Origin of the sequence: Myceligenerans xiligouense, from assembly GCF_003814695.1 — a bacterium.
In the GTDB taxonomy this organism is placed as follows: domain Bacteria; phylum Actinomycetota; class Actinomycetes; order Actinomycetales; family Cellulomonadaceae; genus Myceligenerans; species Myceligenerans xiligouense.
Window position 1 is genome coordinate 1,356,390 of record NZ_RKQZ01000001.1, and the last position, 26,280, is coordinate 1,382,669.

The window sequence follows — 26,280 nt, forward strand, 5'->3', positions numbered from 1 at the left end:
TGACGAGCACGCGCAAGAGACTTTCCGCAATGAAGCTGGAGTGACTCCATGACCCCCGATGTCTGGAAGACGATCGCGATCGTCGGATATCTCGCCCTGATGCTGGGTATCGGCTACGCGGCGTTCCGCCGCACCGAGAACCTCGACGACTACATGCTCGGCGGCCGGAGGCTGAGCCCGGGCGTCGCCGCCCTCAGCGCCGGTGCGTCCGACATGTCGGGCTGGCTCCTGATGGGCCTGCCGGGCGCCATCTATGTGAGCGGGCTCGTCGAGTCCTGGATCGCGATCGGTCTGACGATCGGGGCCTGGCTCAACTGGAAGTTCATCGCGCCTCGCCTTCGCGCCTACACGGAGACGGCACGGAACTCGATCACCATCCCCAGCTACTTCGAGAACCGGCTGCACGACACGTCGCGCCTGCTGCGGGTCGCCTCGGGCGTCATCATCCTCGTGTTCTTCACCTTCTACGTCTCGTCCGGCCTGGTGGCCGGCGGGACGTTCTTCGAGGGATCGTTCGGGTTCGACTACACGACCGGCATCTGGGTGGTCGGCGGAGTGACGCTCGCGTACACGCTGTTCGGCGGGTTCCTCGGTGCCACCTGGACCGACGTCGCGCAGGGCAGCATGATGCTGCTCGCCCTGGTGGCCGTGCCGATCGTGGCCTTCTTCGACCTCGGCGGCTGGGGGCCCGTCCGCGAGGGCATTCTCGCCGCGGAGACCAGCGGTGCGGTCAACCACCTGTCGTTCCTGGCCGGCGCGTCGGTGACCGGAGTGATCTCCGCCGCCGCGTGGGGCCTCGGGTACTTCGGCCAGCCGCACATCATCGTGCGCTTCATGGCGATCCGCTCGCCGCAGGACGCCGTCGCCGGCCGTCGCATCGGCATCAGCTGGATGATCGTGAGCACGGTCGGCGCGATCGTCACCGGCCTGATCGGCGTCGCCTACGTCAACGTCCGCGGTGGGACGCTCGACAACCCGGAGACGGTTTTCCTCTACCTGTCGCAGGTGCTGTTCCACCCGCTGGTGGCGGGCCTCGTGCTCGCCGCGGTCCTGGCGGCGATCATGTCGACGATCTCGTCGCAGCTGATCGTCTCGTCGTCCGCCCTGGTGGAGGATCTCGTCAAGATCGCGGGCAAGGAGATGACCGCTCGCACCCAGGTGACGCTGGGCCGCCTCGGCGTCCTGCTGGTCGCCGTGGTCGCCGGGCTCATCGCGTTCGACCGCACCGACACCATCCTCGACCTGGTCGGGTTCGCCTGGGCCGGATTCGGCGCGGCGTTCGGCCCCGTCGTGATCCTGAGCCTGTACTGGCGCCGCCTCACCCGCTGGGGCGCGCTGGCAGGCATGGTGGTCGGAGCCACGGTCGCGTTCGGCTGGGGCAGGTCCCCGCTGGCCGACACGCTCTACGAGATCGTCCCCGGCTTCGTCCTGGGCGCGCTCGTCGCGATCGTCGTCAGCCTGCTCACGCCGGCGCCGTCGGAGTCGATCCGTGAGGAGTTCGCCGAGGCCACGCGCCGCGCGACGGCCAAGGAGGTCGCAGCGGCCTGACCGCGACGCGGCCGGTCACTCCGGCTGCTGCCAGGTGCCGGGCGAGGCCAGGACCGGGACCGCGCGCCACGAGGTCGATCTCTCGTGGCGCGCGGCCGACCACGACTCTTCGCGAGCCATGCGGAGGTTTCCGTTCAGGGCGCCGGGGTGGAAACGCCGGCATGGCTGGGCGGCGGTGAGGAACTGCCCTATTCGCAGCCCACTCCGTTCCCGTCGGCGTCGAGCCCGTAGATGTCCGACCCGGTCACCCGGACCGGACCATTCACGTACTCCGGCCCGTCGCCGCTCCCGCCGGCGCAGTCGACGTCCGAGGCGATCGGTACGCACCCCGAGTAGTTCGGGTCGCAGTTTGACGGTTCCGGCTCCGCCGGCTCAGGAAGAGGGGGCGGCCTGTGAGTGCCGATCGACGTGACCTGGTTGACCGGTTTCTTGGTGACGACCTCCTTGACGAGTTTGCGCTCGGTCTCCTCGCCGTCCACGTAGGTGACGCGGAATGTCTTGGTGAGGACGCCCTTGACGCCCTTCGTGGTGACTCTCTTTGTTCCCTCGTCGAGGTTCGGGTTCTTCTTTGTGACCTTCTCGAAGGGAATCGCTTCCTTCTTCGTGGCCTTCTTGGTTGTCGTGACCGGTTCGGGGTCTGCCGTTGGGCTCGGCGAAATAGTCGAGCTCGACGTGGCCGCCTGACCGGCAGAGTTGTCGGTCGTGGCAGGCTCGGCGCATCCGGACAGGGAAAAAACGGCTGTGATGGTAGCTGCGCAGATCACAGCGCTTGTGGTGCGGTGGATCTGGAACATTGGAGTGACCTCCTTTGGCAAGACTCCAATTCGAGGCTAACCGCTCCGACCGTTTTCTGCTAGTTGGTATGTATTTGCAGTAAAACGTCATTTCACCCGTCGGTGGGATTGTGCGCAACTGTCCGGGCACACCGAAAGGCGCCGCCGCCCGGAGGGCAGCGGCGCCTTTCGCCAGCGATCAGCGTGGTGGCGCGATCAGAGGGTGTCGACCGACTTCGCGATGGCCGACTTGCGGTTCGCGGCCTGGTTCTTGTGGATGACGCCCTTCGAGACGGCCTTGTCGAGCTTGCGGTTCGCGGTCTGCAGCGCGGTGGTCGCGGCTTCCTTGTCGCCCGCGGCGACGGCCTCGCGCACCTTGCGCACGTGCGTCTTGAGCTCCGACTTGACGGCACGGTTGCGCTGGCGCGCCTTCTCGTTCGTCTTGATGCGCTTGAGCTGGGACTTGATGTTTGCCACTGGTGGACTTCCTGGTGTGTTCGCCTGTCGGCGAGCGGATAGGTCGTAGAGAGCGGACGCAGACCCGGGACTGGGGTGGGGAACCCGTGGAGAGGGGCTGCGACGGTGTCCGCCGACCTGGGCGGACACGCAGCTGTCAAGGCTACCAGAACGCTCGCGCGGGAAATTCGGTCGATCCGCCGGTCAGTAACGCTAGTGTGCACAACGGATGTTTCTGATATTTCGGCCAGCACCACGAACCCGCGCAACGCACGACGACGTCCGGAGGTCCCTGATGCGACGCACCGCCCCCTTGACCCTTGCGATGGCTGCCCTGCTGGGCCTGAGCGCCTGCGGCGCGGGCGGCTCGGGAGGTGGTGGCGACCTGCGGGGGGAGGGCTCCGGCGCGGACTGTGTCATTCCCGACCCTGTCCCGGTCGGTGCGGCGTTGTCCCTCACGGGCGCCGCGGGGAGCTACGGCGAGTCGCAGCGCAACGGCCTCGAGCTCGCCGCGGCTCACCTCGACGAGCAGGGCGGCGTCACCTACGAGCTCACGGTCGAGGACGACCAGACCGACGAGCGCCAGGGCATCACCCTCTTCGAGCAGTTCACCGACGACGGCGTCTCCGCGATCATCGGCCCCACCCTCTCCACCACCGCTTTCCAGGCGCAGCCGATCGCGCAGGACGCGGGTGTCCCCGTCGTCGCGATCTCGAACACCGCGGAGGGCATCACGGAGCAGGGCGACCACATCCACCGGGTCTCGCTCACCGAGGGCCAGGTCATCCCGCAGACCGTCGCCGCCGTGACGGAGTCCGAGGACCTCGAGCGCGTCGTGGTCATGTACAGCGACGACGACGCGTTCACCGAGTCCGGCTACGACGTGTTCGCCCAGGCGCTCCAGGACGAGGGCGTCGAGGTCGCCGAGACCCTCACCTTCTCGGTGACGGACACCGACTTCCGCCCGCTCCTGACCGAGGCGGCGAAGGCCGAGCCCGACGCGATCATCGTCTCCGCACTCATCGAGGCCGCCATCCCGCTCGTCACGCAGGCACGCGAGGCCGGACTCGACGTCCCGGTCGTCGGTGGCAACGGCTTCAACAACCCGCAGCTCATGACCGACGCCGGAGCGGCCGCCGAGGGCGTCGTCGTCGGTGCCGCCTGGAACTCCGCGGCGACGCAGAACGAGCTCAACACCGACTTCCTCGCCGCCTACGAGGAGGAGTACGGCAAGGGGCCGGACCAGTTCGCCGCCCAGGCCTACACCGGCCTCATGACGATCGACGCCGCCGTCCGGGCCGAGTGCTCGGGCGAACCGGAGGCGATCAAGGACGGCCTCGGCACGATCGACGGCCTCGACACCGTGCTCGGAGCCCTGACCATCAACGACGCCCGGGACGCCGAGCACGAGGCCGTCGTGCAGGTGGTCACCGACGGCGAGTTCGCCGCCCTCGACTGAGTCGTCGGCGACGGAACGGCAAGCACCGTGCAACAGCTCCTCAACGGCCTGTTCGTCGGGTCGATCTACGCGCTCTTCGCGATCGGGTTCACGCTCGTGTTCGGAATCCTGGACCGGCTGAACCTCGCCCACCCGTCGGTGTTCGCCGCGTCGGCGTTCATCGGGATCGAACTCGTCGAGGTGGCAGGGCTGCCCTGGTGGGCGGCGCTGCCGGCCGTCGCCGTCGTCGGCGGCGTGCTCGGCCTGGTCGTGGAACGCGTCGCGTTCCGCCCTCTCAAAGGGCGGGCCGACGCCCACTTCGCCGGCCTGATCTCCTCGATCGCGCTCGGCGGCATGCTCATCGCGCTGCTCCAGTGGCGCTACGGCCCCGACACGCGCAGGTTCCCGGCCGGTACCTTCCCCGACGGGCAGCTGGAGGTGCTCGGCGCCCGGTTCACGGTGCTGCAGGCGGCCATCCTCGTGATCTCCGTGGTGCTGATGGTCGCCCTGGCCTGGCTCGTCGCCCGGACCAGGCTCGGCCGCGCCATGCGTGCCGTGGCCGAGAACCCCACCGCCGCCCGGGTGCTCGGCGTCGACGTCGACAAGGTCACCGCGACCACCTTCGCGATCTCCGCCGCCCTCGGTGCCGTAGCGGGTGCCCTGTTCGCCATGAACGTGAACAGCGCGCAGCTCGGCATGGGCGCGGCCATCGAACTCAAGGGCCTCGCCGTGATCATCGTCGGCGGCATGGGGTCACTGCCCGGAGCGCTCGTCGGTGGCCTGCTGCTCGGCGTCGCCGAGGTGCTCGCCGTGCAGCACGTCGGGTCCTCCTGGCGCGACCTCGTCGCGTTCGCGCTCCTGTTCGGCCTGCTGATCCTGCGTCCGCAGGGCCTCTTCGGGTCCCGCCGGCTGCGGGAGGTGTGATGCTCACCGACTCCACCCTCGTCTTCGTCGCTCTGGCCGGGATCTTCGCCTTCTCCTTCTACGCGGTGCTCGTGGCCGGTCAGCTCAGCCTCGGGCAGGCGGGCTTCGCCGCACTCGCCGCCTACGCGTCCGCGGTGCTGGCGCCAGACCCCGGGGAGGCCGGCGACGCCGTGACCCTCGCCGTCGCCCTCGCGATCGGCGTCGGCGTCGGCGTCGTCGCGGCGGTTCTGCTCGGCCTGCCGACCATGCGACTGCGCGGCGTCTTCCTCGCCATTGCCACCCTCGGGTTCGCGGAGGCCGTGCGCATCCTGCTCGTCAACGCCGAGTGGACGGGCGGCGCTCAGGGCATGAGCGTGCCCAAGGTCGTCACCCCCGGCATCGCCTGGGCGCTGCTCGCCCTCGTCGCCTACCTGTTCTGGCGGCAGGGCCCCACCCGCTACGGGCGGGCGCTGGCCGCGATCCGCGAGGACGAGCTCGCCGCCCGTACGACCGGCATCGATGTCGGGGCGCACCGCCTGGCCGCGTTCGTCACGGCGGGCGGCACCGCTGGTGCGTACGGTGCCCTCACCGCGTTCACGATGCGTTTCATCGACCCGGGCCTGTTCGACTTCGCCTCCGCGATCGACGGCCTGGTGATGGCGGTGGTCGGCGGCTCCACGGTGTGGTTCGGCCCGGTGCTCGGTGGCGCGTTCCTCACCCTGGTCCCGGAGATCCAGCGCGCGGCGGGGCTCGAGGCCGGCTGGATCCGGCCGTTCCTCGCGAGCCTGCTGCTGCTCGCCGTCATCCTGTTCCGCCCCGGCGGCCTGGCGAGCTTCTTCCCCGTAGGCCGCGGCCCACGGCCGGCCGGCCGCGGAACCGCGCGTGGTGCCGGGGGCGACGCCGCCGACGACGACCCGGGTGCCCCGGGCGCGTCCGGTGCGGCCACGGAACCCGCGCACCCGCACCGTCGTCGGGCACGGGTCGCGGCCGGGGACGTCGTCGCCCGGCTGACCGGCATCTCCAAGGACTACGGCGGCGTGCACGCCCTGCGCGGCGTGGACCTGCAGCTCCGGGCCGGCGAGGTGGTCGGGCTGATCGGGCCCAACGGCGCCGGCAAGACCACGTGCGTGAACATCCTCAGCGGCCTGGTCCCGCCGTCGGACGGCACGGCCGAGGTGCTCGGCCTCGACCCCGCCCGCACCCCCGTCCACCGGGTCGCGGCAGCCGGCGTGGCCCGGACGTTCCAGCACGCCAAGCTGTTCGGCCGGCTCTCGGTGCTGGACAACGTGCTCGCCGGAGCGCACCTCGTCACGCGGGGCACCTTCCTGCGCCGCCTGCTCTGGCTGCCCTCGGCACGGCGGGACGAGCGAGCCGCCGTCGTGCACGCGACGGCCTGCCTGGAACGGGTCGGTATCGCCGACAAGGCGGGCCTCGCCGCCGGGGAACTGTCCTACGGCGATCAGCGGCGCGTCGAGATCGCCCGGGCGCTCGCCGCCGACCCGGCCCTGGTGATCCTCGACGAGCCCGCGGCCGGGATGAACCGCGTCGAGGCCGCGGCGCTCGGCGAACTCATCACGTCCCTGGCCGCCGACGGGCTCACGATCCTGCTCATCGAGCACGACGTCGGCCTCGTGATGCGCACGTGCGACCGGGTCACGGTGCTCGACTTCGGTGCCGTCATCGCCTCGGGGGAGCCCGCGCACGTGCGCGACCACCCCGACGTCGTGGCGGCCTACCTCGGGACGGAGGCGGTCTGATGCTCACGGTTCGAGATCTGGACGTCCGGTACGGGCGGGTGCACGCGGTGCGGGGACTGTCCCTCGACGTGCCCGACGGCGGCCTCGTGACGCTCGTCGGCGCGAACGGCGCGGGCAAGAGCTCGGTGATCAACGCGGTCTCGGGGATCGTGCGGACGTCCGGCGGGACCGTCACCTACGACGGGCGCGACGTGACGCGCTGGCCCGCGCACCGGCTGGTCAAGGCCGGGCTCGTGCAGGTGCCGGAGGGGCGGCAGGTCCTCGCGACGCTCACCGTCGACGAGAACCTGCGGCTCGCCGGATGGCACTCCGGTCCGGGCCTCGTCGGCGAGGTCTACGAGCGGTTCGGTGTGCTGGCCGAGCGCCGCGACCTGCCCGCCGGGTCGCTGTCGGGTGGCGAGCAGCAGATGCTCGCCATCGGACGGGCGCTCGTCGCGAGGCCGCGGCTCGTGCTGCTCGACGAGCCGTCGATGGGGCTCGCGCCGAAGATCGTCGACGAGGTGTTCCGGGTCATCGCCGAGATCCGCGACACGGGCACGGCGGTACTGCTCGTGGAACAGAACGCCCGCCGCGCACTCGCGGCCGCCGATCACGGCTACGTGCTCGCGGGCGGCGAGGTGGTGCGGTCCGGGCCGGCCGGAGAACTCCTGGAGGACGAGGCCGTGGTGCGGGCATACCTGGGCTGAGCGGTTCACTCCAGGGCGTGCGGGTGCCCGTGCGGCCGGTCGGCCGGCGGTCAGAGTGCGGCGACGACCTTGTCGAAGACGGCCCGGTCCAGGACGTCGCCCTCGCGCCGGACCGCATCGGGGTCGATCCGGATGACGCGGTTGAGCCGGACCTCGCTCGGGCGGCCCTGCCGGTCCCAGCCGCCCGTGCCGATGTCCATCCAGCGGCGGCCGCCACGGCCACCCTGCTCGCCGTGGCGCACGTGGTCCTTGCTGGTGAGCTGCAGCCCGAGGAGCCACTTCCCGTCCCGGCCGACGAGCAGGACCGGCCGGTCCTTGCCCTGGCTGTGGTCCTCCTCGTAGGGGACCCAGGTCCACACGACCTCGCCCGGGTCGGGCTCACCATCCAGGTCGGGGGAGTAGGTGGGCCGGATCGTGCCGAGAAAGTCGCCCGGGTAGGAGCCGTTGCCCGACGACGGTCCGGGTGCGCCCCGCCCGCCGGTGGCCGGCGGCCCGGGTTTGGGCACCGGAGTACCCGACGGCGTCGTGCGGGACGACGCCTCGCCGGACGACGTGCCGCGGTCGCCGTCGGACAGGAACGCCTTGAGGACTGCCCGGGCGATCTCGCCGAGCAGCCGGATCCACCGGTTGTCGCTCACGCGGGAAGAGTACCGGCCGGCGGCGCGTGCCCGGGCCGGTCCTCACGTCAGCTCGAGAGCACGCTCCATGTACTTCACGACCTCGTCGAAGACGTCCCGGTCGAGGATGTCGCCCTCGCGGCGCACGTCGTCCGGGTCGATCCGGACGACCCGGTTGATGCGGACCTCCGAGTCGCGGCCGTCGCGGTCCCAGCCGCCGGTGCCGATGTCCATCCAGATGCGGCCCTCGCGCGCCTCCTGCAGGGCGTCCTGGTCGTGGTCCTTGCTGGTGAGCTGCAGGCCGAGCAGGTACGGCCCGTCCCGGCCGACGAGCAGCACCGGACGGTCCTTCCCCTGGGTGTGGTCGTCCTCGTACGGCACCCACGTCCACACGACCTCACCGGGGTCGGGGTCGCCGTCCAGTTCGGGGTTGTACACGGGGTGGACCTCGCCCTCGAAGTCACCGGGGTAGGGGCTCGCCGCTGAGAATGTCACGACGTGGACGCTACCGGACCGGTTCAGGTGCGCAGCGGATCACCCGCGGGAACCGGGACCTCCCCGTCGCTCCAGTGCCGCCGCACCTCGATCGGCGGCGTGAACGTCACCGGCAGGCGGATCGGCCGCCGCTCCCACGGGGAGGGGAACCACTCGATCTGGTCGACGTCGATGGCCAGACGCACGTCGAGCCGCTTCAGCAGGGTGTCGACGGCGTTCCGCGTGACGATCCGGGCGAGGCGCGGAGCCGGGCAGCGGTGCGGGCCGTTGCCGAAGGCGAGCTGGCTGCGGTTCTCGGCGCGCTCCCAGGCGTCCGCGCTCTGCCGTGCGATCTCGTGGCTCGCCGCGCTGACCGCGAGGACCAGGGCGTCGCCGCGCTCGATGTACTTGTCGCCCATCAGGAGATCCTTGGTCGCGACGAGCGGCGGGAGGTTGCCGCTCGGCGAGTTGCCCCACAGGGTCTCGTCCATGGCCTGGTCCACGCCGTAGTAGCCGCTGCCCACCATGCCGGGCGTGCCGTGGTCCGTGAGGAGGCTCAGCAGCGTCGAGGACACCCACGACTCCAGCGGCCCGTTCGCGCCGGCCAGGACGGTGATCAGGGAGTGGGCCACCTCCACCGGCGAGGTGAAGGCGCCGTGCCGGATCAGCCTGCTGGTGAGGTCGTCGGTGGGCGCGGCGTACCGGGCGCGGATGTGGTCGGTCAGGATGCCCTCGAGCTCCGGCAGCACGTCGGTGTTGCTCGCCACCGGGCTCATCACCTCGCGCGCCAGGTGAGCGACACGGCGACCGGTCCGGAAGTCGAACCCGAAGAGCTGGCCCACCGCCAGCAGGGGCAGCACGGCGCTGTACTGGGAGACGACGTCCGCCTGCCCGTCCTCGGCGAACTCGTCGATGAGCTGGTTGCACGTGCGCCGGAGCATCGCACCGAGCATCGGCTCGTCGAGGTCGTTGAAGACGTCGTCGAGGGGCGCCCGCAGCCGTGCCCGCTCGGCGCCGTCCTGGAAGTGGGAGGAGAACCGCTCGCCGGCCGGGATCATGGGCAGCAGGCGGGTTCCGGTGGACAGCAGCCCGCGCGCGTGGCCGTTCCAGTTCTCGCTGCGGCGGGAGAACAGTTTGTCGTCCCGGGCGATGCGGACGATGTCCGCGTGCTCGAGCACGAGCCACGCCGGGACGCCGGGCTCCAGCTCGACGGGTGCGACCGGCCCCCACTGATCTCGCAGAGCCCGGTAGACCGCGTGCGGGTCGCGTGCCGTGGTGGTCCGGGTGATGGGCATGAGATCGGTCAGCTCTGTGAGCCTCACGGGCTGCGGCATGTCGGTGCTCCGGCAGTCGGGAAGGAATGGGCGGGCCCGCCATCGCGCGGGCGTGCCCATCCTGCCGGGAACCGGTCAAAATGGGCACCTACCTGCGAGTATTTCACCTTCACTTGAGTGGCGGAACCCTGTCCACGCTGCTAAGGAGTCGCGCGCGGGTCAGGGAACGATCGGCTCGGCGAGGGCCGCGTCCAGGTCCCGTCCGTCGCCCGCCACCGTGATCGCCGCCTCGCCGGGCGTGAGCCGGCCCCACAGCAGCAGGGCGAGGGTGCGGGACGGTCCGGCCACCGCGACGTCCGGCACGATCTCCCGCGCGCGATCCGCGTCCGGGGAGCCGAGCACCCATGCCGGGGCGCCCGGCGCGTCGTCGGCCTGGAGCAGCACGCGGACGCGCAGCGGTGCCATCCGGCCGAGCCCCACCTGGCGGGGCTGGAACACGGTGACCACCTCGTCCACGGCGTCGGCCCACACCTCCGGCGGGACGTCCGTGACCAGGTCCTCGCGCGGGTGCCCGGCCGCGACGGCGCGCAGGTCGTGCAGGTGGATCAGGGTCTCGTGCACCTGGCGCCGGTGCCAGAACGAGACGGGTCCCGGGCTCAGCGGGTCCGGATGGGCGAGCACGCGTCCCGTCGCGTCGGGGTCCAGGAGGCGCAACGTCTCCCGCAGTTCGGCGGCCCGGGCCGCGTAGTGCGGTGCCAGGCCGGACGAGCCGCGGCCGGGGTAGGGCGTGTCGTGCGCGCGCGCCTGCGTTCCTGCCCAGTGGTGGATCTCGGCGAGGTGTTCGATCAGCTCCCGAGCCGTCCAGTCCCCGCAGGCGGGGACGGCCGCCGCGGGGTCGACGTCGTCGATCGCCGCGTGGAACGCGTCCTGCAGGTGCTCGAGCAGCGGGAGGTAGTCGATGTCGCCCGGCGGCGTGCCGGGACGGTGAGGGATGCCGGCCGTCATGCGCCCAAGGTAGCGCCGCGCACCGACATCCCGGCCGGAACGTCCGTCAGACCAGGTCGATCAGGTCCGCGATCGAGTCCACGACCCGGCTGGGCCGGAAGGGGTGGCCCTGGACCTCGTCGGGGCGCGTGGAGCCGGTGAGCACGAGGAAGGTCTGGAGCCCTGCCTCCAGGCCGCCCATCACGTCGGTGTCCATCCGGTCCCCGATCATCGCCGTGAACTCGGAGTGCGCCCCGATCCGGTTGAGCGCGGAACGGAACAGGATCGGGTTCGGCTTGCCGACGAAGTACGGCTTGCGGCCGGTGGCCGCGGTGATCATCGCGGCCACCGCGCCCGTCGCGGGCAGCGGGCCCTCCTGCGAGGGGCCGGTGACGTCGGGGTTCGTCGCGATGAACCGCGCACCGCCGTCGATCAGCCGGATCGCGCGGGTGATCGCCGAGAAGGAGTAGGTGCGCGTCTCGCCGAGCACCACGTAGTCCGGGTCGGACTCCGTGAGCGTGTACCCGGCCTGGTACAGGGCCGTGGTCAGACCGGCCTCGCCGATGACGTACGCACTGCCCCCGGGGATCTGCTCGTGCAGGAACTGGGCCGTGGCCAGTGCCGACGTCCAGATCGCGGTCTCCGGCACCTCGATGCCGCTCGACGCCAGCCGCGCTCGCAGGTCACGCGCCGTGAAGATCGAGTTGTTGGTCAGGATGAGGAACGGCACGTCCTTGTCGCGCAGGCGCTTGACGAAGTCCGCCGCGCCCGGAAGCGCCGTCCCCTCGTGGACCAGGACGCCGTCCATGTCGGTGAGCCAGGACTTGATCTCGCGCTCGGACATCGTGTGTCGCTCCTCGTTCGCCAGGGGGCGGGCCGCGGTCCCGCCACTCGCGCGTAAGCCTAGGGGCTCTCGTGGGACAATTTCCCGTGACGGCCCGTGGCCAGCTGAACTCGGCCTCGCCGTCGTGCACAGACTCACGCGTCGCCACCCACCACAGTCCAGGAGCAACCCGCCTTGCCCCCGATCCCCACCGAGCCCGCCACCGCGCGCATCCAGCCCAACGCCACGCCGCCCGAGCTGATCCGCAACTTCTGCATCATCGCGCACATCGACCACGGCAAGTCCACGCTCGCCGACCGGATGCTGCAGTTCACCGGTGTGGTGCAGCCGCGGGACGCGCGGGCGCAGTACCTGGACCGCATGGACATCGAGCGCGAGCGCGGCATCACGATCAAGTCGCAGGCGGTCCGCATGCCGTGGGCCGTGGTCGGCGAGGACGGGACCGAGACGCCCCACGCGCTGCACATGATCGACACCCCGGGCCACGTCGACTTCACCTACGAGGTCTCCCGCAGCCTCGCCGCCTGCGAGGGCGCCGTGCTCCTGGTCGACGCCGCCCAGGGCATCGAGGCCCAGACCCTGGCCAACCTGTACCTGGCCATGGAGAACGAGCTCGAGATCATCCCGGTCCTGAACAAGATCGACCTGCCGGCCGCACAGCCCGAGAAGTACGCCGAGGAACTCGCGCACCTGGTGGGTGGCGATCCGTCGGACGTGCTCAAGGTCAGCGGCAAGACGGGCGAGGGCGTGGAGGCCCTGCTCGACAAGATCGTGGCGACCGTCCCCGCGCCGACCGGCGACGCCGACGCTCCCGCGCGCGCCATGATCTTCGACTCCGTCTACGACACCTACCGCGGCGTCGTCACCTACGTGCGCGTGATCGACGGCGACCTCAACCCGCGCGAGCGCATCGTGATGATGTCGACGCGCGCGCAGCACGAACTCCTGGAGATCGGCGTGCACTCGCCGGACGCGACGCCCACCAAGGGGCTCGGGGTCGGCGAGGTGGGGTACCTGATCACCGGCGTGAAGGACGTGCGGCAGTCCAAGGTCGGCGACACGGTCACGAACGCGCACAAGCCCGCCGACACCGCGCTCGCCGGCTACGACGACCCGAAGCCCATGGTGTTCTCCGGCCTGTACCCGATCGACGGCTCGGACTACCCGGCGCTGCGCGAGGCCCTCGACAAGCTCAAGCTCAACGACGCCGCGCTGAACTACGAGCCGGAGACGTCCGTGGCTCTCGGCTTCGGTTACCGCGTGGGCTTCCTCGGCCTGCTGCACCTGGAGATCGTGCGGGAGCGCCTGGAGCGCGAGTTCAACCTCGACCTGATCTCGACCGCGCCGAACGTCGTCTACGACGTCACGATGGAGGACGGCGAGGAGGTCAAGGTCACCAACCCGTCCGAGTTCCCCACCGGGAAGATCGGTGAGGTCCGCGAGCCGATGGTGCGGGCGACGGTCCTCACGCCGAGCGAGTTCGTGGGCACCGTGATGGGGCTGTGCACCGACCGGCGCGGGCAGATGCAGGGCATGGACTACCTGTCCGAGGACCGCGTCGAACTGCGCTACACCCTCCCGCTCGCGGAGATCGTGTTCGACTTCTTCGACCAGCTCAAGTCCCGCACCCGCGGCTACGCCTCGCTCGACTACGAGACCTCGGGCGACCAGGCGGCCAACCTCGTCAAGGTCGACATCCTGCTGCAGGGCGACCAGGTCGACGCGTTCAGCGCGATCGTGCACCGCGACAAGGCCTACGACTACGGCGTCCTGATGACCGCGAAGCTCAAGGAGATCATCCCGCGGCAGCAGTTCGAGGTCCCGGTCCAGGCCGCGATCGGCGCCCGCGTGATCGCCCGCGAGACGGTGCGCGCGATGCGCAAGGACGTGCTCGCCAAGTGCTACGGCGGTGACATCAGCCGCAAGCGCAAGCTGCTGGAGAAGCAGAAGGAAGGCAAGAAGCGCATGAAGAACATCGGGTCCGTGGAGGTCCCGAAGGACGCGTTCATCGCCGCGCTGTCCAGCGACCCGTCGTCGGGCAAGGACAAGAAGAAGTGACGTCCGAGCTGCAACTGCGGAGGGCGCGCGGTGCCCGCGCTTCCTGACGGCGTTCCCGTGCCCGACGACGGCGCGCTGCCGGACTGGGTGGGGAGCCCGCGGTCTGGCGTGAACGGCGTGCGCGACGGCGACGACGGGCGCGACCGCGCCGGGCGCCCGTTCGGGGTGTACGTCCACGTGCCGTTCTGCTCCGTGCGGTGCGGGTACTGCGACTTCAACACGTACACCGCCGCCGAGCTGGGCGGCGGGGCGTCGCAGGTCGCGTACGCCGACACCGCGCTGCGCGAGGTGGGACTCGCCGCGAAGGTGCTGGCCGACGCCGGGCTGCCGGAGCGGGCCGTCTCGACGGTGTTCTTCGGGGGCGGGACGCCCACGATGCTGCCCGCGGGCGATCTGGTGCGGCTGCTGGACGGCGTCCGGGACGCCTGGGGGCTGGCGCCCGGGGCGGAGGTCACGACCGAGGCGAACCCGGACTCGGTGACGCCGTCGTACCTGGAGGCGCTGGCCGCGGCGGGGTTCACGCGCGTGTCGTTCGGGATGCAGTCCGCCGTGCCGAGCGTGCTGGCGACCCTGGAACGCACGCACGATCCCGCGCGGATCCCCGACGTCGTCCGGTGGGCGCGGGACGCCGGGCTGCGTGTCTCGCTGGACCTGATCTATGGGACGCCGGGCGAGACCCTGGCGGACTGGCGCGCGTCGCTGGAGGTGGCGATCGCCACCGGCGTGGACCACGTGTCCGCGTACGCGCTGGTGGTGGAGCCCGGCACGAAGATGGCGGCCCAGGTGCGGCGCGGGCAGCTCACCCTGCCCGACGAGGACGACCAGGCCGCCAAGTACGAGCTCGCGGACGAGCTGCTCACGGCGGCCGGGCTCGGCTGGTACGAGGTGTCCAACTGGGCGCGCACCGCCGACGACACCTGCCGGCACAACCTGGCCTACTGGCGCGGGCACGACTGGTGGGGGATCGGGCCGGGGGCCCACTCGTACGTGGCGGCGGCGCCGGTGGCGGAGCCTGCAGGCGTCACGGACTACGACGACGGCGGCGCGGGGGACGACGGCGCCACCCGAGACGGCGTCGGCGCGCTCGCGGGCGTGCGCTGGTGGAACGTGAAGCACCCGCGGCGGTACGCGGCAGCGCTGGAGGCGGGAGGGTCTCCGGGCGCGGGCCGGGAGCTGCTGACGGCGGACGAGGCGTACCTGGAACGGGTCATGCTGGGCGTGCGCCTGGCCGAAGGGCTCGACCTGGGTGTGCTGCGACCCGCAGGGCGCCGGGCGGTGGCCGGTCTGGTCGCGCGCGGACTGCTCGACGGCGCGGCCGCGATCGGAGCCGGGGACGTGGCGCCGCGGGCCGTGCTGACCCTGCGGGGACGGCTGCTGGCGGACGCCGTCGTGCGCGAGCTGACCGCCTGACGCGATCGCGCGTCCGCGCAGGCCGTGCCCTTGGGCGTGTCAGCTACTCCGGCTAGGTTGTGGCCACCAACACCTCTTCGGGAGATGAGTCGATGAGCAACGACGGTGGCGTGCCCGGCCAGGGCGGCCAGAACCCGCAGGACCCGTACGGGCCGTCCGGTGGGGAACAGCAGGACCCGTACGGACGGCCGGCCGCGGGTGGCGGGCAACCACAGTCACCGGGCGGGCCGCAGGAGCCCGGCGGGCAGCAGCCCGGCCCGCCGCAGTACGGACAGCCCCAGTACGGACAGCCCCAGTACGGACAGCCCCAGTACGGACAGCCCCAGTACGGGCAGTACGCGCCGCCCGGGTATCAGGCGCAGACGCCCGTCCCGACGGGGTCCTCGGTGCCCTGGGCGCCGCCGTCGATCGGTGAGTCGCACCGGTACGCCTGGCAGTCGTTCGGCCGGAACGCCGGTGTCTGGATCGCGATGGGGCTGCTGTTCGCGGCCGTGGCCGCCACCGTCTTCGTCGTGATGAACCCCTGGATCCCACAGGCCTTCGCCCAGTTGCCGGAGGTTTCCGCGAGCGGTGACCAGTCGGCCGTCACACGGTGGCAGGCAGAATTCACTGCCGCGTCGATGGAACCCATGGCGATGCTGTTGACCACCCTCTCCACCGTGATCGTGCAGGTGATGGGGATGACCTTCTACGCTGCCGCACTGGCGTCCACGCGGAAGCGGCGCATCGGCTTCGGCGATTTCTTCGCGGTGCGGAACTGGGGCGCCGTCCTGCTGCTCGCGCTTCTCACGGTGGTCATCGGCACCGTGCTCGGGATGCTTCCCGTCCTCGGGTGGCTCCTGCAGATCGTGGCCGGACTGCTGCTGGTCGCGGCGCCCTACTTCGTCCTGGCGAAGGACCTGAACGCCTTCGAGGCGATCACGTCGAGCGTCAAGCTCGTCACCTCACATCTCGGGATCGTCGTCCTCGCGTACCTGATCGCCGTCGCCTACTCGTTCGCGGCCGTGTGCACCTGTGGTCTCGGGTTCCTCGCGATCGGGCCGTTCTCGGTCCTCTTCGGCGCGCACCTGTTCCGCAGGCTGCAGTCGGAGCCGATCGAGGCGGAGCAGGCGGCGGTGTGACCCCGGCGACCGCCCTCGTGCGTGGTGTCCCCGCCAGGGACTTGCCCGCCCGCCTGGTGCCCGCTATCGACCGGTGAGAGCGAATTCGGGTCGCGAGGTGTCGGCCTGCGGGTGACAGTTGCTCGGGAGAGCAGCCTCGAGAGGATGGCGACCGATGACCGAGAACACCCCACGTGATCCCGCCGACCCGCCCGACCCCCGGCACCGCGCGCCCGGAGGGCACGCGGCACAGCCTCCGGGCGGGCCGGGCACACCTCCGCCCGGGGGACAGGACACCCCGCCCCCGTACGGTGGCGGGGGTGCGGCGGGCGGTGGCACGGCGGGCGGCCCGGGCGTCCCGGCCGGGAGCCTGCGGGTCGGCGAGGCGCTGGGGTACGCCTGGGGCAAGTTCACGGGCAACGCGCTGCTGTGGATCCTGTTCGCGCTGATCGTGCTGGTGGTGGGGATCGTGTTCAACTCCGGCAATGCCACCAGCTACCAGGACATGTGGGACGCGGGAAGTGCGTCGGCCCAGGTCAGCACCGGCGGCTCGCTGCTCGGGCTGATCGGGACCCTCCTCGGCGGCATCATCCAGGGGCTGGGCACGAACGCGGCGCTGCGCGAGGTGTCGGGCCAGAAGCCGACGTTCGCGTCGCTGTTCCGGGCGCCGAACCTCGGGATGATCGTCGTGGCGACCCTGCTGCTCCTCGCGGCCTACATCGTCGGTTTCCTGGCGTGCCTGGTCGGAGTGCTGGTGGTGGCGGTCTTCGCCGTCTTCACCTACCAGGGCGTGGTCGACAAGGGGCAGAACGCCTGGGAGGCGCTCACCGCGAGCTTCCGCCTGGTGGGCAAGAACTTCGGCGCGGTGTTCCTCCTGGAGCTCGCTCTGCTGGGCATCAACATCCTGGGCGCGATCCCGTGCGGGCTCGGCCTGCTGGTCACGATCCCGCTGAGCTACCTCGCCCTCGCCTTCGCCTACCGCCGCCTCACGGGCGGTCCGGTCATGGCCTGACGCCTCTCCGGAACGAGCCGAGGCAGGCGCCGGAACGAGTCGAGGCAGTGGGTCCATGCGGACCCACTGCCTCGGACGGCACGTGATCAGACGAAGCGGATCACTTGATCATGCGGATGTTGACCGGGTAGCGGTACGGGCGGCCCTTCGACGCCTCGACGGCGGCCATGATCATGAAGACGAGTGCCACGATGAACGCCAGGTACAGGATCCCGCCGATCCCCAACGTGACCGCCGTGATGATGGAGATCGCGACACCGGCGATCACGAGCGTGAGCTGGAAGTTCAGTGCCTCCTTCGCCTCGGCGTCCACGAACCGGCTGCGGTCCTTGAACACGAGCCAGACGACGAGCGGGGCGATGAAGCTCAGGACGATGCCGCCGATGTGGGCGAGGACCGCCCACGTACGCTCCTCGTCGGGGCGCAGCGGCACCGGCGCGTAACCCGGCGTCCCCTGGTACGGCTGACCCGGCTGCGGCGCGCCGTGCGGCTGCTGGCCCGGCTGGGCGCCGTAGGGCTGCTGTGGCGCGCCGGCGTGCGGCTGGCCGGCCGGGGGCTGCGCACCGGCGTCGTGGTTCGGCTGGGGCGTGGACTCCGGCTGCGGGTTCGGCTCAGCGCCGGGAGTCTGGGGCGTCTCGGACATACACCCACCCTAGGGCTTCCGGCGCTGTCATGTCCGACAACCGTGCGGTCGTTGCCGTAATGATGCCGAGGCACCGACGTGCCGTCGTCGTCCCTCCGACGCGCCCGTCGCGTCCGCCCCGACGGGGAACGCGAGTCCGCCCTGACGCGGCCGTCACGACGTTCCCGGCGCCGTCATTCCGTTCCGGGAGCCGTCACGAAGTCGATGAGCTCCTCGACGCGGCCCAGCAGGGCCGGGTCGAGGTCGCGGAAGTCCCGGACCGCACCGAGGATCCGCTGCCAGGCCCGCGCCACGTCCGCCTGCGACGCCGCGGGCCAGCCCAGCTCCCGCAGGATCCCGTGCTTCCACTCGACACCGCGTTCGATCTCCGGCCAGCGCTCCAGCCCGACGCGCTCGGGCTTCACCGCCTGCCACACGTCCACGTACGGATGACCCAGCACGAGCACCGACCCGGGACGGGCCTGCCGGAGCGCCTCGTCGGCGAGCCGCCGTTCCTTCGACCCGGGCACGAGATGATCCACGAGCACCCCCACCCGGCGGCCGTCGTCCGGCCCGAACTCCGCGAGCCGCTCGGCGAGGTTGTCGACGCCGTCGAGCGGCTCGACCACCACGCCCTCGACGCGCAGGTCGTCACCCCAGACCTTCTCCACGAGCTCGGCGTCGTGCTTGCCCTCGACCCAGATGCGCGAGCCGCGCGCCACGCGAGCGGGCGAGTCCGGCACCGCGACCGAGCCGGAGGCGGTGCGCGACGGCGGCCGCGGGGACCTGGACACCGCCGGCGCCGTGAGCTCGACCGGCCGCCCTTCGACCCAGAAGCCCGGCCCGAGCGGGAACGACCGCGTCCTCCCGCGCCGGTCCTCCAGCACGACGACGCGCATCCCGCCCGACCTCTCGACCCGGACCACGGCACCGACCCACCCGGTCTCGACGTCCTCGACGACGAGTCCGGGCTCGGCCGCGACGGGCCGTGTCTCGGGCTTGCGCCGCCCGCGGTGCGCCCCGGGAAACTCGGGGTTCAGGACGTCGGCTCCGTATCGGTCGTGCACGACGCCGATCGTAGGGCGCCCGCCCGCGCTCCCCGGCGAGGCGCGCCGACCCGGCACCCGCTCAGGCGCGGGCCTCGCCCGGCGCCGTCCTTAGCTCCGTGAGCTCGCGGGTACGACCCGCGAGGCGGGCGCGCCTGACCGGCATGAGGGCATCTCCCACGCCGGCGGGGTAGCCGTCGCAGGGGCGGGGAGCCGCGGTCCTCGCGGTCAGGCCCAGCGGGCCCTCGCGAGCCGCGCCCCGGAGGCGGCCGTGCGTCCGGTGCGGCGGCCGGTCTCCCGGGCCCTGCGCGCCTCCCGGATCTCGCGCTCGTGCCGCTTCCGCTCGTTGCGGCGGGTCATCTCGTGCTCGTGACGGCGGTACTCGGAGTAGTCGGTGAACCCGAACATCTCGTGTCCCTCTACCTTCTGGTGTTCCGGCACCGGAGCCTCTCCGGCGTTGCTACCAGCCTCGGAGATGAGGTAGCGGCGGCGGATCGGGCGGTCGCCGTATCTTCGCCACCGCGTTCGGGCCGGACGGCGCGCCCGCCTGAGGCATCGCCCTACCTGACGGGCCAGGGGCCGTCCCGGAGTGAAGGGCCGCGGCGATGCCGGTAATTTCTGAGCATGGGACGTCTTCTGGGGGACCTCGTCGTCGGGGCCGCGCACGTCGCGGTCCTGGGCATCGGACGGATGCCGGATCCCGTGCTGCGGCGTCTCGCGGGCGCGCCGCACGTCATCGACGGGCAGTCCCTCTACCCGGAGGTGCGGCTCGCCCAGCGGCTCGGCGTGCTGCGCCCCTTGCCGGACGGCGGCGTCGGCGAGACCCGCGACCGCGTGAAACTCCGGGCCAGGATCGTGGGAGCGCGGCCCGCCGTCGGACGGGTCGAGGACCTCACCGTCCCCGGTCCCCGGGGGCGCGTCCGGCTGCGGGTCTACCAGGCCGACCCCGATGTCCCGCCCGACGGCGTGCTGGTCTGGTACCACGGCGGCGGCTGGGTGGTGGGCGGCCTGTCCACCGCCGACCCGGTATGCCGCTTCCTCGCGCGGAGCGCCAACCTCGTGATCGTGGCGGTCCGCTACGGACTGGCCCCCGAGCACCCGTTCCCCGAAGGCATCGACGACGCCGTGGCCGCCTTCCGCTGGGTGAAGGCCAACTCGCGCCGCTGGCGGCCAGGCCTGGGCCACCTTCCGGTCGCCGTCGGCGGGGACAGCGCCGGCGGCAACACGGCCGCGGTCGTCGCCAACCTCACACGGGACGACGCCGGCCCGGGTGGCGCCGGTACGGGCGGGCCGGACTTCCAGCTCATGCTCTACCCGGCGACGGACGCGACCACCAGGTACCCGTCGAGCAGGATGTTCGACGGGTACGGGCTTCCGGCTCGGCGCGTGGACTGGTACCTGGGGCGCTACCTGACCGACCGCCGCCAGACGACGGACCCGAGGGTGTCGCCGATGGTCACCGAGGACCTGACGGGTGTGGCGCCCGCGCACGTCCTCGTCGCCGGGTTCGACGTGCTGCGCGACGAGGGCCTGGCGTACGCCGAGCGGCTGCGCGAGGCGGGGGTGCCGACGTCGGTGCAGGTGGCGACCGGGCACGTGCACGCCTTCGCGAACGCGACGGGCGCGAGCCGCAACGCGCGGCGGCATCTGGCGCGTGCGGCGCGGATCACGGAAACGGCCCTGGCGCGGCGCGTTCCGCGTGTCCGTCACCCCGCGTAGGATTGGCACTCGTAGAGCGAGAGTGCTGGGTGGAGGTGACTCATGAGCGACAAGCGCCGCCTCGAGGTTCTGCGCGCCATCGTGGAGGACTACGTGCATACTCAGGAGCCGGTCGGCTCCCGTGTCCTCACGGAGCGGCATCAGCTCGGCGTCTCGCCCGCCACGGTGCGCAACGACATGGCCGCGCTGGAGGATGCCGGGTACATCGCGCAGCCGCACACGTCCGCGGGGCGCATCCCCACGGACAAGGGCTACCGGCTGTTCGTGGACCGGCTGTCCGAGGCCCGGCCGCTGAGCCAGCCGCAGAAGCGGGCCATCGAGAAGTTCCTGTCGCAGGCGGTGGACCTGGACGACGTCATCGGGCGTGCCGGCCGGCTCATCGCGCAGCTCACCGGTCAGGTCGCCGTCGTGCAGTACCCGTCGTTGCGCCGGTCCGGGCTGCGCCACCTCGAACTCGTGCCCACCGGCGAGAACCGGCTCCTCGTCGTGGTCATCACCGACAACGGTCGTGTCGAGCAGCGGTTCCTGGACGTACCGGCCGATGTCGACGAGGCCACTCTCGGAGAACTGCGCGCGCGGCTCAACGCCGCGGCCGCCGGGCGCCGGCTCACCCAGCTGGACGTGGCGTTCGGCGAGGTGGCCGCCGTCGTCGCGCCGGAGCACCGGCCGCTCGTCGCCGCGATCGGCGAGGTGGTGACGAGCGCCCTCGACGAGGAGCAGGAGGAACGGCTCGTCGTCGCCGGCCAGGCGAACCTGGCCCGTGCGGGCATGGGGTTCGACCAGGGCCTGAGCCCTCTGCTGGAGGCGCTCGAGGAGCAGGTCGTGCTCCTCGGGCTGCTGACGGAGATGACCTCCGACGAGAACGTGGCGGTCAGCATCGGCCACGAGAACAAGCTGGCCGGGCTCGCGCGTGCGTCCGTGGTGAGCACGGGCTACGGGAGTGACGGCGACACGGTCGCCCTGCTCAGCTCCATCGGGCCCACGCGGATGGACTATCCGGCCACGATCGCCGCCGTGCGTGCCGTGGCACGTTATCTCTCCCGGGTGCTGCCCACGTGAGCCCCCGGACCACCCCGACCGACCCGTCCGACGACCAGACGCACCCGCAGACCCGGGCACGTCACGGCCTGCGGGCACCGCTGCCTTCCGACCCAGAGCGAGCGAAGAGAGACCTGTGACCGACTACTACGAGATCCTGGGTGTCCCGCGGGACGCCTCGCCCGAGCAGATCAAGAAGGCCTACCGCAAGCTCGCCCGCACCCTGCACCCGGACGTCGCCGGGAGCGAGGGCGAGGAGAAGTTCAAGGACGTCGCGCGCGCGTACGAGGTGCTCTCCAACCCGGAGAAGCGCCAGCAGTACGACATGGGCGTCGATCCCAGTGCCCCGGGCGGCGGCGCCGGTGGCGGCTTCGGCAACGGGTTCGGGTTCCAGGACATCTTCGAGACGTTCTTCGGCGGCGGCCAGCCGAGCGGCCCCGTGCCGCGCGCCCGCCGCGGCAACGACTCCCTGGTGCGGCTCGACATCGACCTGACCGAGGCCGCGTTCGGCGTCAAGCGCGAGCTCCAGGTCGACACGGCGGTGGTGTGCACCACCTGCTCCGGTGACGGCGCCCGCCCCGGGACCACCTCGCGCACGTGCGACGTCTGCCACGGGCGCGGCTCGGTGCAGCGGGTCGCCCGCTCGTTCCTCGGCCAGGTCATGACCACCGCGCCGTGCTCCGCGTGCGGCGGGTTCGGCACGGTCATCCCGGAGCCCTGCCCGGACTGCTCCGGCGAGGGGCGCGTGCGCTCCCGCCGCACCGTGACGGTGAACGTGCCGGCCGGCGTGGACACCGGGACGCGCATCAAGCTGTCGGCGCAGGGCGAGACCGGCCCGGGCGGCGGACCGGCCGGCGACCTGTACGTCGAGATCCGCGAGAAGTCGCACGACACGTTCGTCCGCCGCGGCGACGACCTGCACTGCACGCTGCCCGTCCCGATGACGGCCGCCGCGCTGGGCACGACCCTGTCGCTCGACACCCTCGACGGGCCGCAGGAGATCGACATCCGGCCCGGCACGCAGCCCGGGCAGATCGTCACGCTCAAGAACCTGGGCGTCGGCCACCTGCACGGCAGCGGGCGGGGCGATCTCAACGTGCACATCGAGGTCCAGGTGCCGACCGGCCTCACCGACGAGCAGACCGAGCTCCTGCGGCAGCTCTCGGCGCTGCGTGGTGAGGAACGTCCCGACCCGCGCCTCGCCGCCGCGCACCCGGGGGTCTTCTCCCGCCTGCGCGACAAGCTGTCCGGGCGCTGAACCCGGTGGGCCCGCGATGAGCGCACCCGTCTTCCTCGCCGAGGGCGCGTCACTCGGTGACTACGGCATCGGTTCGGTGTTCGTGCTCGACGGCGCGGAGGGGCGGCACGCCGGTGTCGTGCAGCGGCGCGGGCCGGGCGAGCGGATCGACGTGGTGGACGGCGCGGGCCTGCGGCTGGAAGGAGTCGTGGAGTCGGTCGACGACGGTCACGTCCACCTCAGGGTCCGGGGCGTGGTGGCCGAGGAGCCGCCCGTGCCCGTCGTGACCCTCGTCCAGGCGCTCGCCAAGGGCGACCGGGACGAACAGGCGATCGAGGCCGCGACCGAGACGGGTGTCGACGCGGTCGTGCCGTGGCAGGCCGAGCGGTCGATCGTGGTGTGGCGCGGGCCGCGGGCGGCGAAGTCGCAGGCCAAGTGGGTGGCGACGGTGCGTGCGGCGGCCAAGCAGGCCCGGCGGGCGCGCGTGCCGGAGGTCGCCGAGCCCGTCACCACCAGGCAGCTCGCGGCGCGGGTGCGGGACGTGGCCGGCGCCGGGGGAGTGGTGGCCGTGCTGCACGAGGAGGCGACGACGCCGCTGCGCTCCGTGCCGCTGCCCCGGGTCGGCGCCCCGGCCGAGGCACCGGCCGGTGCCTCGGCCGGGGCCTCACCGGCCCCGGAGCTGCTCGTCGTGGTCGGTCCGGAGGGCGGGATCTCCGCCGCGGAGGTGGATGCCCTGACCGCGGCCGGTGCCGTGACCGCCCGCCTGGGTCCGCACGTCATGCGCACCTCGACCGCGGGGCCGGTGGCCGTGGCGATGCTCAACGAACGCCTGGGCCGCTGGTCCTGAGACGGCGCCGGCCGCGTCCGGCCGATCCACGCGGAGGCCGGATCACCGTGGGAGCACGGACCGCCGTTCTCACGGTCAGTCCCGGACGATGAACTCCACCCGGCGGTTCTTCTCCAGGTCCGCGAACGTCCTGGGCTCGACCAGCGGGTCGGTCTCGCCGAAGCCCCTGAACGACAGCCGGTCCTCGTCCACGCCGAGGTCGACGAGACGGTCAAGCACCGTGATCGCACGCTGCTTGCTCAGCTTCAGGTTGTCGTCCGCGTCGCCGCGGGAGTCGGTGTGGCCCTCGATCCGGACCCGCACGTCCGGGTGCTCCTCCAGCACCTCGGCCGCCCGCCGCACCACTCGCCTGCCGTCCCTGGTCAGCTGAGCGCTGTCCGTGACGAACGTGATGTTCGGGATCTCGACCAGGTCGTCCTGCGCCTCGGCCTTCTCCTTCGTCGTCGGCTCCGCGTCCGCGTCGTCGGAGCCGGACGTCGCGGTGTCGCCGGCGGCGGTGTCGCCCGCCGCGGCGCTCTCCGCCGCAGTACCGCCCGCTTCCGCGCCGTCCGTCTCCGCGCCGTCCGTCTCCGTGTCGTCCGACCGGGAGCCGGTGTCGTCGGCGTCGTCATCCTCCGTGGCGCTCGCCTCCGCGGCCTCGTCACCCGCAGCCTCGTCACCCGCGGCCTCGTCACCCGCGTCGCCGTCCTCCGGCTCGCCGGTCGCCGCGGAGTCCAGGTCCACCTCGCCCGCCGGGCCCACGGCCTGCACGATCCGGACGCCGGTGACGTCCCGGACGACGGCGCCCGCGGTGGACGCGGCAGTGGCGGTGTCCGCCTCCACGGTCGCGTCGCGGCCGATGAACCTGACGTCGGCGTCACCGAGGCCGGCCTCGGTGAGGGCCGCCTGCGAGCTCGTGGTGAGCTTGCCCTCGATCTGCTCGCGGAAGACGGTGTCCTGCCAGCTCGACAGCCCGGCCAGGACGAGCGCCGCGACCACGACCGGGGCGAGCGGTTGCCTCAGCGTGCTCATGCCTTCCTGCCCTCGGCCTCCGCGACCTTCTCCGCGTCCGCGGCGAGAGCGGCCTGCTTGGCGGCCGCACCCTCGACCTCGTCGACGTCGGTGTAGTCGACCTCCTCGACGAATACCGTCGTGCCGCGTTCCTGGCCTGCGATGAGGTAGTCCTGGTACTCGTCGAGACCTGCGCCGTCGCCGTCCACGAGGTACTGGGCCTGCTGGGCCCAGCTCGTGACCGACGGGGCGAACGTGATGCCGCTCTTGCCGATCGAGGCGCGCAGCTCGTCCTCGGAGGCGGCCGCGACCTGGGCGTACGAGGTGACCCCGGCAGCCTTGAGGGCCTTCTCGATCTTCGGGCCGATGCCCTCGATCACCTTGAGGTCGTCGTCGGCCGGCTGCTCCGGCTCGGGCGCGGCGGCCGCCGTCCCGGCGTCGTCGGCCGTGGCGAGGGCGTCGTCGGCCACCGCGGCGGTGTCGACGTGCTCGCCGGTCGCCTCGGCGACCTTCTCGGCGTCGGCCGCGAGAGCGGCCTGCCTGGCGGCCTCGCCCTCGACCTCGTCGACGTCGGTGTAGTCGACGTCCTCGACGAAGTCGGCGCTGCGACGCTCACGCCCGGCGATGAGGTAGTCCTGATACTCCTCCAGGCCCTCCTCGTCGCCCTCGGTCAGGTACTGCGCCTGGGCGGCGAACGACATCGCGGCCGGGGCGAACTTGATGCCCGAGTCGGCGAGGGCCTTGCGGAGGTCCTCCTCGGAGGCTTCGGCGACCTTGGCGTACGACCCGTAGCCCGCGGCCCGGAGCGCGGCGGCGATCTTCGGGCCGATGCCCTCGATGCGGGTGAGGTCGTCATCGGGCCCGGTCCCGGCGCCTGCCGTGGTCTCGCTCGGGGGCTCGTCGACCGCCGCGTCGCGTGTGGCCGCCTCGGCCTCTGCGACGACCTCGGCCTCGGCGCCCGCGAAGACCGCGAGGTTCTCGTCCTCGATGTCGGACGGCTCCGCGGCGGTCCCGGTGGAGGACCGGGTGTCCGGGTCGGTGCTCGCGTCCGTGGACTCGGGTGCGTCGTCGGTCTGCACGTCGCCGGCGGGGGCGGTGAGAGGCGTGGCGACCCGCGCTGGGGCGTCGGCGTCGTCGGTCTTCACCTCGGCAGGCGCCTCGGCGGGCGTGTCGGCGTCCGAGGCCGTGGCGGAGCCACCGGCGTCCGGGGCAGAGGCGAGCGCGCCCGCCTTCGCGGCGCGGCCCGTCGTGGTCGTGCTCGCCGCCGGCTTCTTCTCGACCGTCTCAGCGGTGTGCTTACCAGTGGTCTTGTTCCGGCGGGCCCACAGGATCCAGCCGGCCCACAGGCCGATCAGGAAGAAGATGATCGCGGTGATGACGATGAATAGGAGCGACTGGGTGATGAACCAACCCACGCTGAACCTCCTGGGTGTACGGACTACCGCCG

Annotated in this window: 25 protein-coding genes; 13 read left to right on the forward strand and 12 right to left on the reverse strand. The window is 72.0% G+C overall.

Annotation, left to right across the window (positions count from 1 at the left end):
- The first annotated feature begins 48 nt into the window (after nt 1-48).
- Complete coding sequence (gene putP / locus EDD34_RS05845; RefSeq protein WP_123813725.1) at nt 49-1,548, forward strand: sodium/proline symporter PutP; 1,500 nt, start codon at nt 49-51, stop codon at nt 1,546-1,548.
- Between the two features lie 188 nt (nt 1,549-1,736).
- On the opposite strand, the gene EDD34_RS05850 is transcribed toward putP, so the two are convergent.
- Together EDD34_RS05850 and rpsT are read right to left on the reverse strand one after the other, a co-directional pair.
- Nucleotides 1,737-2,342 carry a G5 domain-containing protein gene (locus tag EDD34_RS05850; protein ID WP_123813726.1) on the reverse strand — a complete coding sequence of 202 codons (606 nt, stop codon included), beginning with the start codon at nt 2,340-2,342 and terminating at the stop codon, nt 1,737-1,739.
- A gap of 195 nt (nt 2,343-2,537) precedes the next feature.
- Nucleotides 2,538-2,798, reverse strand: coding sequence for a 30S ribosomal protein S20 (gene rpsT / locus EDD34_RS05855; RefSeq protein WP_123813727.1), 261 nt, complete (start codon nt 2,796-2,798; stop codon nt 2,538-2,540).
- 274 nt (nt 2,799-3,072) lie between these two features.
- Here rpsT and EDD34_RS05860 point away from each other — a divergent pair, with 274 nt between their 5' ends.
- From EDD34_RS05860 to EDD34_RS05875, 4 genes are read left to right on the forward strand one after another with little or no spacing between them, the layout of a single operon-like run.
- On the forward strand, nt 3,073-4,236 hold the full coding sequence (locus tag EDD34_RS05860) for an ABC transporter substrate-binding protein (protein WP_123813728.1): 1,164 nt from the start codon (nt 3,073-3,075) through the stop codon (nt 4,234-4,236).
- Nucleotides 4,237-4,263: 27 nt separating this feature from the next.
- Complete coding sequence (locus tag EDD34_RS05865) at nt 4,264-5,139, forward strand: branched-chain amino acid ABC transporter permease (RefSeq protein ID WP_123813729.1); 876 nt, start codon at nt 4,264-4,266, stop codon at nt 5,137-5,139.
- Nucleotides 5,139-6,875 carry a branched-chain amino acid ABC transporter ATP-binding protein/permease gene (locus EDD34_RS05870; protein ID WP_123813730.1) on the forward strand — a complete coding sequence of 579 codons (1,737 nt, stop codon included), beginning with the start codon at nt 5,139-5,141 and terminating at the stop codon, nt 6,873-6,875. The genes EDD34_RS05865 and EDD34_RS05870 overlap by 1 nt, the downstream gene beginning before the upstream one ends.
- Nucleotides 6,875-7,561, forward strand: coding sequence for an ABC transporter ATP-binding protein (locus EDD34_RS05875; protein WP_123813731.1), 687 nt, complete (start codon nt 6,875-6,877; stop codon nt 7,559-7,561). Before EDD34_RS05870 ends, EDD34_RS05875 begins: the two co-directional genes overlap by 1 nt.
- 50 nt (nt 7,562-7,611) lie before the next feature.
- Here the strand turns inward: EDD34_RS05875 and EDD34_RS05880 are convergent, their stop codons facing one another.
- From EDD34_RS05880 to EDD34_RS05900, 5 genes are all read right to left on the reverse strand, one after another.
- A complete protein-coding gene (locus EDD34_RS05880) occupies nt 7,612-8,199 on the reverse strand; it encodes a type II toxin-antitoxin system PemK/MazF family toxin (RefSeq protein WP_123813732.1) in 588 nt (195 codons plus the stop codon).
- Between the two features lie 42 nt (nt 8,200-8,241).
- Complete coding sequence (locus tag EDD34_RS05885) at nt 8,242-8,673, reverse strand: type II toxin-antitoxin system PemK/MazF family toxin (protein WP_123813733.1); 432 nt, start codon at nt 8,671-8,673, stop codon at nt 8,242-8,244.
- A 23-nt stretch (nt 8,674-8,696) separates the two neighbouring features.
- Nucleotides 8,697-9,974, reverse strand: coding sequence for a cytochrome P450 family protein (locus tag EDD34_RS05890; protein WP_123813734.1), 1,278 nt, complete (start codon nt 9,972-9,974; stop codon nt 8,697-8,699).
- 171 nt (nt 9,975-10,145) lie between these two features.
- Complete coding sequence (locus EDD34_RS05895) at nt 10,146-10,931, reverse strand: maleylpyruvate isomerase family mycothiol-dependent enzyme (protein WP_123813735.1); 786 nt, start codon at nt 10,929-10,931, stop codon at nt 10,146-10,148.
- Between the two features lie 46 nt (nt 10,932-10,977).
- A complete protein-coding gene (locus tag EDD34_RS05900) occupies nt 10,978-11,754 on the reverse strand; it encodes an HAD-IIA family hydrolase (RefSeq protein ID WP_123813736.1) in 777 nt (258 codons plus the stop codon).
- 174 nt (nt 11,755-11,928) lie between these two features.
- Between EDD34_RS05900 and lepA the strand changes: the two genes are divergently transcribed.
- From lepA to EDD34_RS05925, 4 genes are all read left to right on the forward strand, one after another.
- The gene (gene lepA, locus EDD34_RS05905) at nt 11,929-13,812 is read left to right on the forward strand and encodes a translation elongation factor 4 (RefSeq protein ID WP_281277748.1); all 1,884 of its coding nucleotides are present in this window, start codon (nt 11,929-11,931) and stop codon (nt 13,810-13,812) included.
- Between the two features lie 30 nt (nt 13,813-13,842).
- Nucleotides 13,843-15,222 (forward strand): radical SAM family heme chaperone HemW, encoded by a 1,380-nt coding sequence (hemW, locus tag EDD34_RS05910; protein ID WP_123813737.1) that lies wholly within the window; start codon nt 13,843-13,845, stop codon nt 15,220-15,222.
- Between the two features lie 92 nt (nt 15,223-15,314).
- A complete protein-coding gene (locus EDD34_RS20605) occupies nt 15,315-16,343 on the forward strand; it encodes a hypothetical protein (RefSeq protein ID WP_170176982.1) in 1,029 nt (342 codons plus the stop codon).
- Between the two features lie 154 nt (nt 16,344-16,497).
- On the forward strand, nt 16,498-17,334 hold the full coding sequence (locus EDD34_RS05925) for a DUF975 family protein (RefSeq protein ID WP_123813740.1): 837 nt from the start codon (nt 16,498-16,500) through the stop codon (nt 17,332-17,334).
- Nucleotides 17,335-17,434: 100 nt separating this feature from the next.
- Here EDD34_RS05925 and EDD34_RS05930 read toward each other — a convergent pair whose 3' ends face one another.
- From EDD34_RS05930 to EDD34_RS05940, 3 genes are all read right to left on the reverse strand, one after another.
- Nucleotides 17,435-17,977, reverse strand: coding sequence for a DUF4870 domain-containing protein (locus tag EDD34_RS05930; protein WP_123813741.1), 543 nt, complete (start codon nt 17,975-17,977; stop codon nt 17,435-17,437).
- Between the two features lie 173 nt (nt 17,978-18,150).
- Entirely contained in the window at nt 18,151-19,023 is an 873-nt protein-coding gene (locus tag EDD34_RS05935) for a DUF3097 domain-containing protein (RefSeq protein ID WP_123813742.1), read from the reverse strand.
- Between the two features lie 207 nt (nt 19,024-19,230).
- The gene (locus EDD34_RS05940) at nt 19,231-19,410 is read right to left on the reverse strand and encodes a hypothetical protein (RefSeq protein ID WP_123813743.1); all 180 of its coding nucleotides are present in this window, start codon (nt 19,408-19,410) and stop codon (nt 19,231-19,233) included.
- A gap of 216 nt (nt 19,411-19,626) precedes the next feature.
- Here EDD34_RS05940 and EDD34_RS05945 point away from each other — a divergent pair, with 216 nt between their 5' ends.
- The 4 genes from EDD34_RS05945 to EDD34_RS05960 all read left to right on the forward strand — a co-directional run bounded on the left by EDD34_RS05945 (nt 19,627) and on the right by EDD34_RS05960 (nt 23,843).
- The gene (locus EDD34_RS05945) at nt 19,627-20,721 is read left to right on the forward strand and encodes an alpha/beta hydrolase (RefSeq protein ID WP_123813744.1); all 1,095 of its coding nucleotides are present in this window, start codon (nt 19,627-19,629) and stop codon (nt 20,719-20,721) included.
- 42 nt (nt 20,722-20,763) lie between these two features.
- The gene (gene hrcA / locus EDD34_RS05950) at nt 20,764-21,780 is read left to right on the forward strand and encodes a heat-inducible transcriptional repressor HrcA (RefSeq protein WP_123813745.1); all 1,017 of its coding nucleotides are present in this window, start codon (nt 20,764-20,766) and stop codon (nt 21,778-21,780) included.
- 115 nt (nt 21,781-21,895) lie between these two features.
- Nucleotides 21,896-23,017 (forward strand): molecular chaperone DnaJ, encoded by a 1,122-nt coding sequence (gene dnaJ, locus EDD34_RS05955; RefSeq protein ID WP_123813746.1) that lies wholly within the window; start codon nt 21,896-21,898, stop codon nt 23,015-23,017.
- A 16-nt stretch (nt 23,018-23,033) separates the two neighbouring features.
- On the forward strand, nt 23,034-23,843 hold the full coding sequence (locus tag EDD34_RS05960) for a 16S rRNA (uracil(1498)-N(3))-methyltransferase (protein ID WP_123813747.1): 810 nt from the start codon (nt 23,034-23,036) through the stop codon (nt 23,841-23,843).
- Between the two features lie 75 nt (nt 23,844-23,918).
- Here the strand turns inward: EDD34_RS05960 and EDD34_RS05965 are convergent, their stop codons facing one another.
- On the reverse strand, nt 23,919-24,854 hold the full coding sequence (locus EDD34_RS05965) for an OmpA family protein (RefSeq protein WP_123813748.1): 936 nt from the start codon (nt 24,852-24,854) through the stop codon (nt 23,919-23,921).
- Nucleotides 24,851-26,248, reverse strand: a complete 1,398-nt coding sequence (locus EDD34_RS05970) for a helix-hairpin-helix domain-containing protein (protein ID WP_123813749.1) — start codon at nt 26,246-26,248, stop codon at nt 24,851-24,853. Before EDD34_RS05970 ends, EDD34_RS05965 begins: the two co-directional genes overlap by 4 nt.
- Nucleotides 26,249-26,280 lie beyond the last annotated feature (32 nt).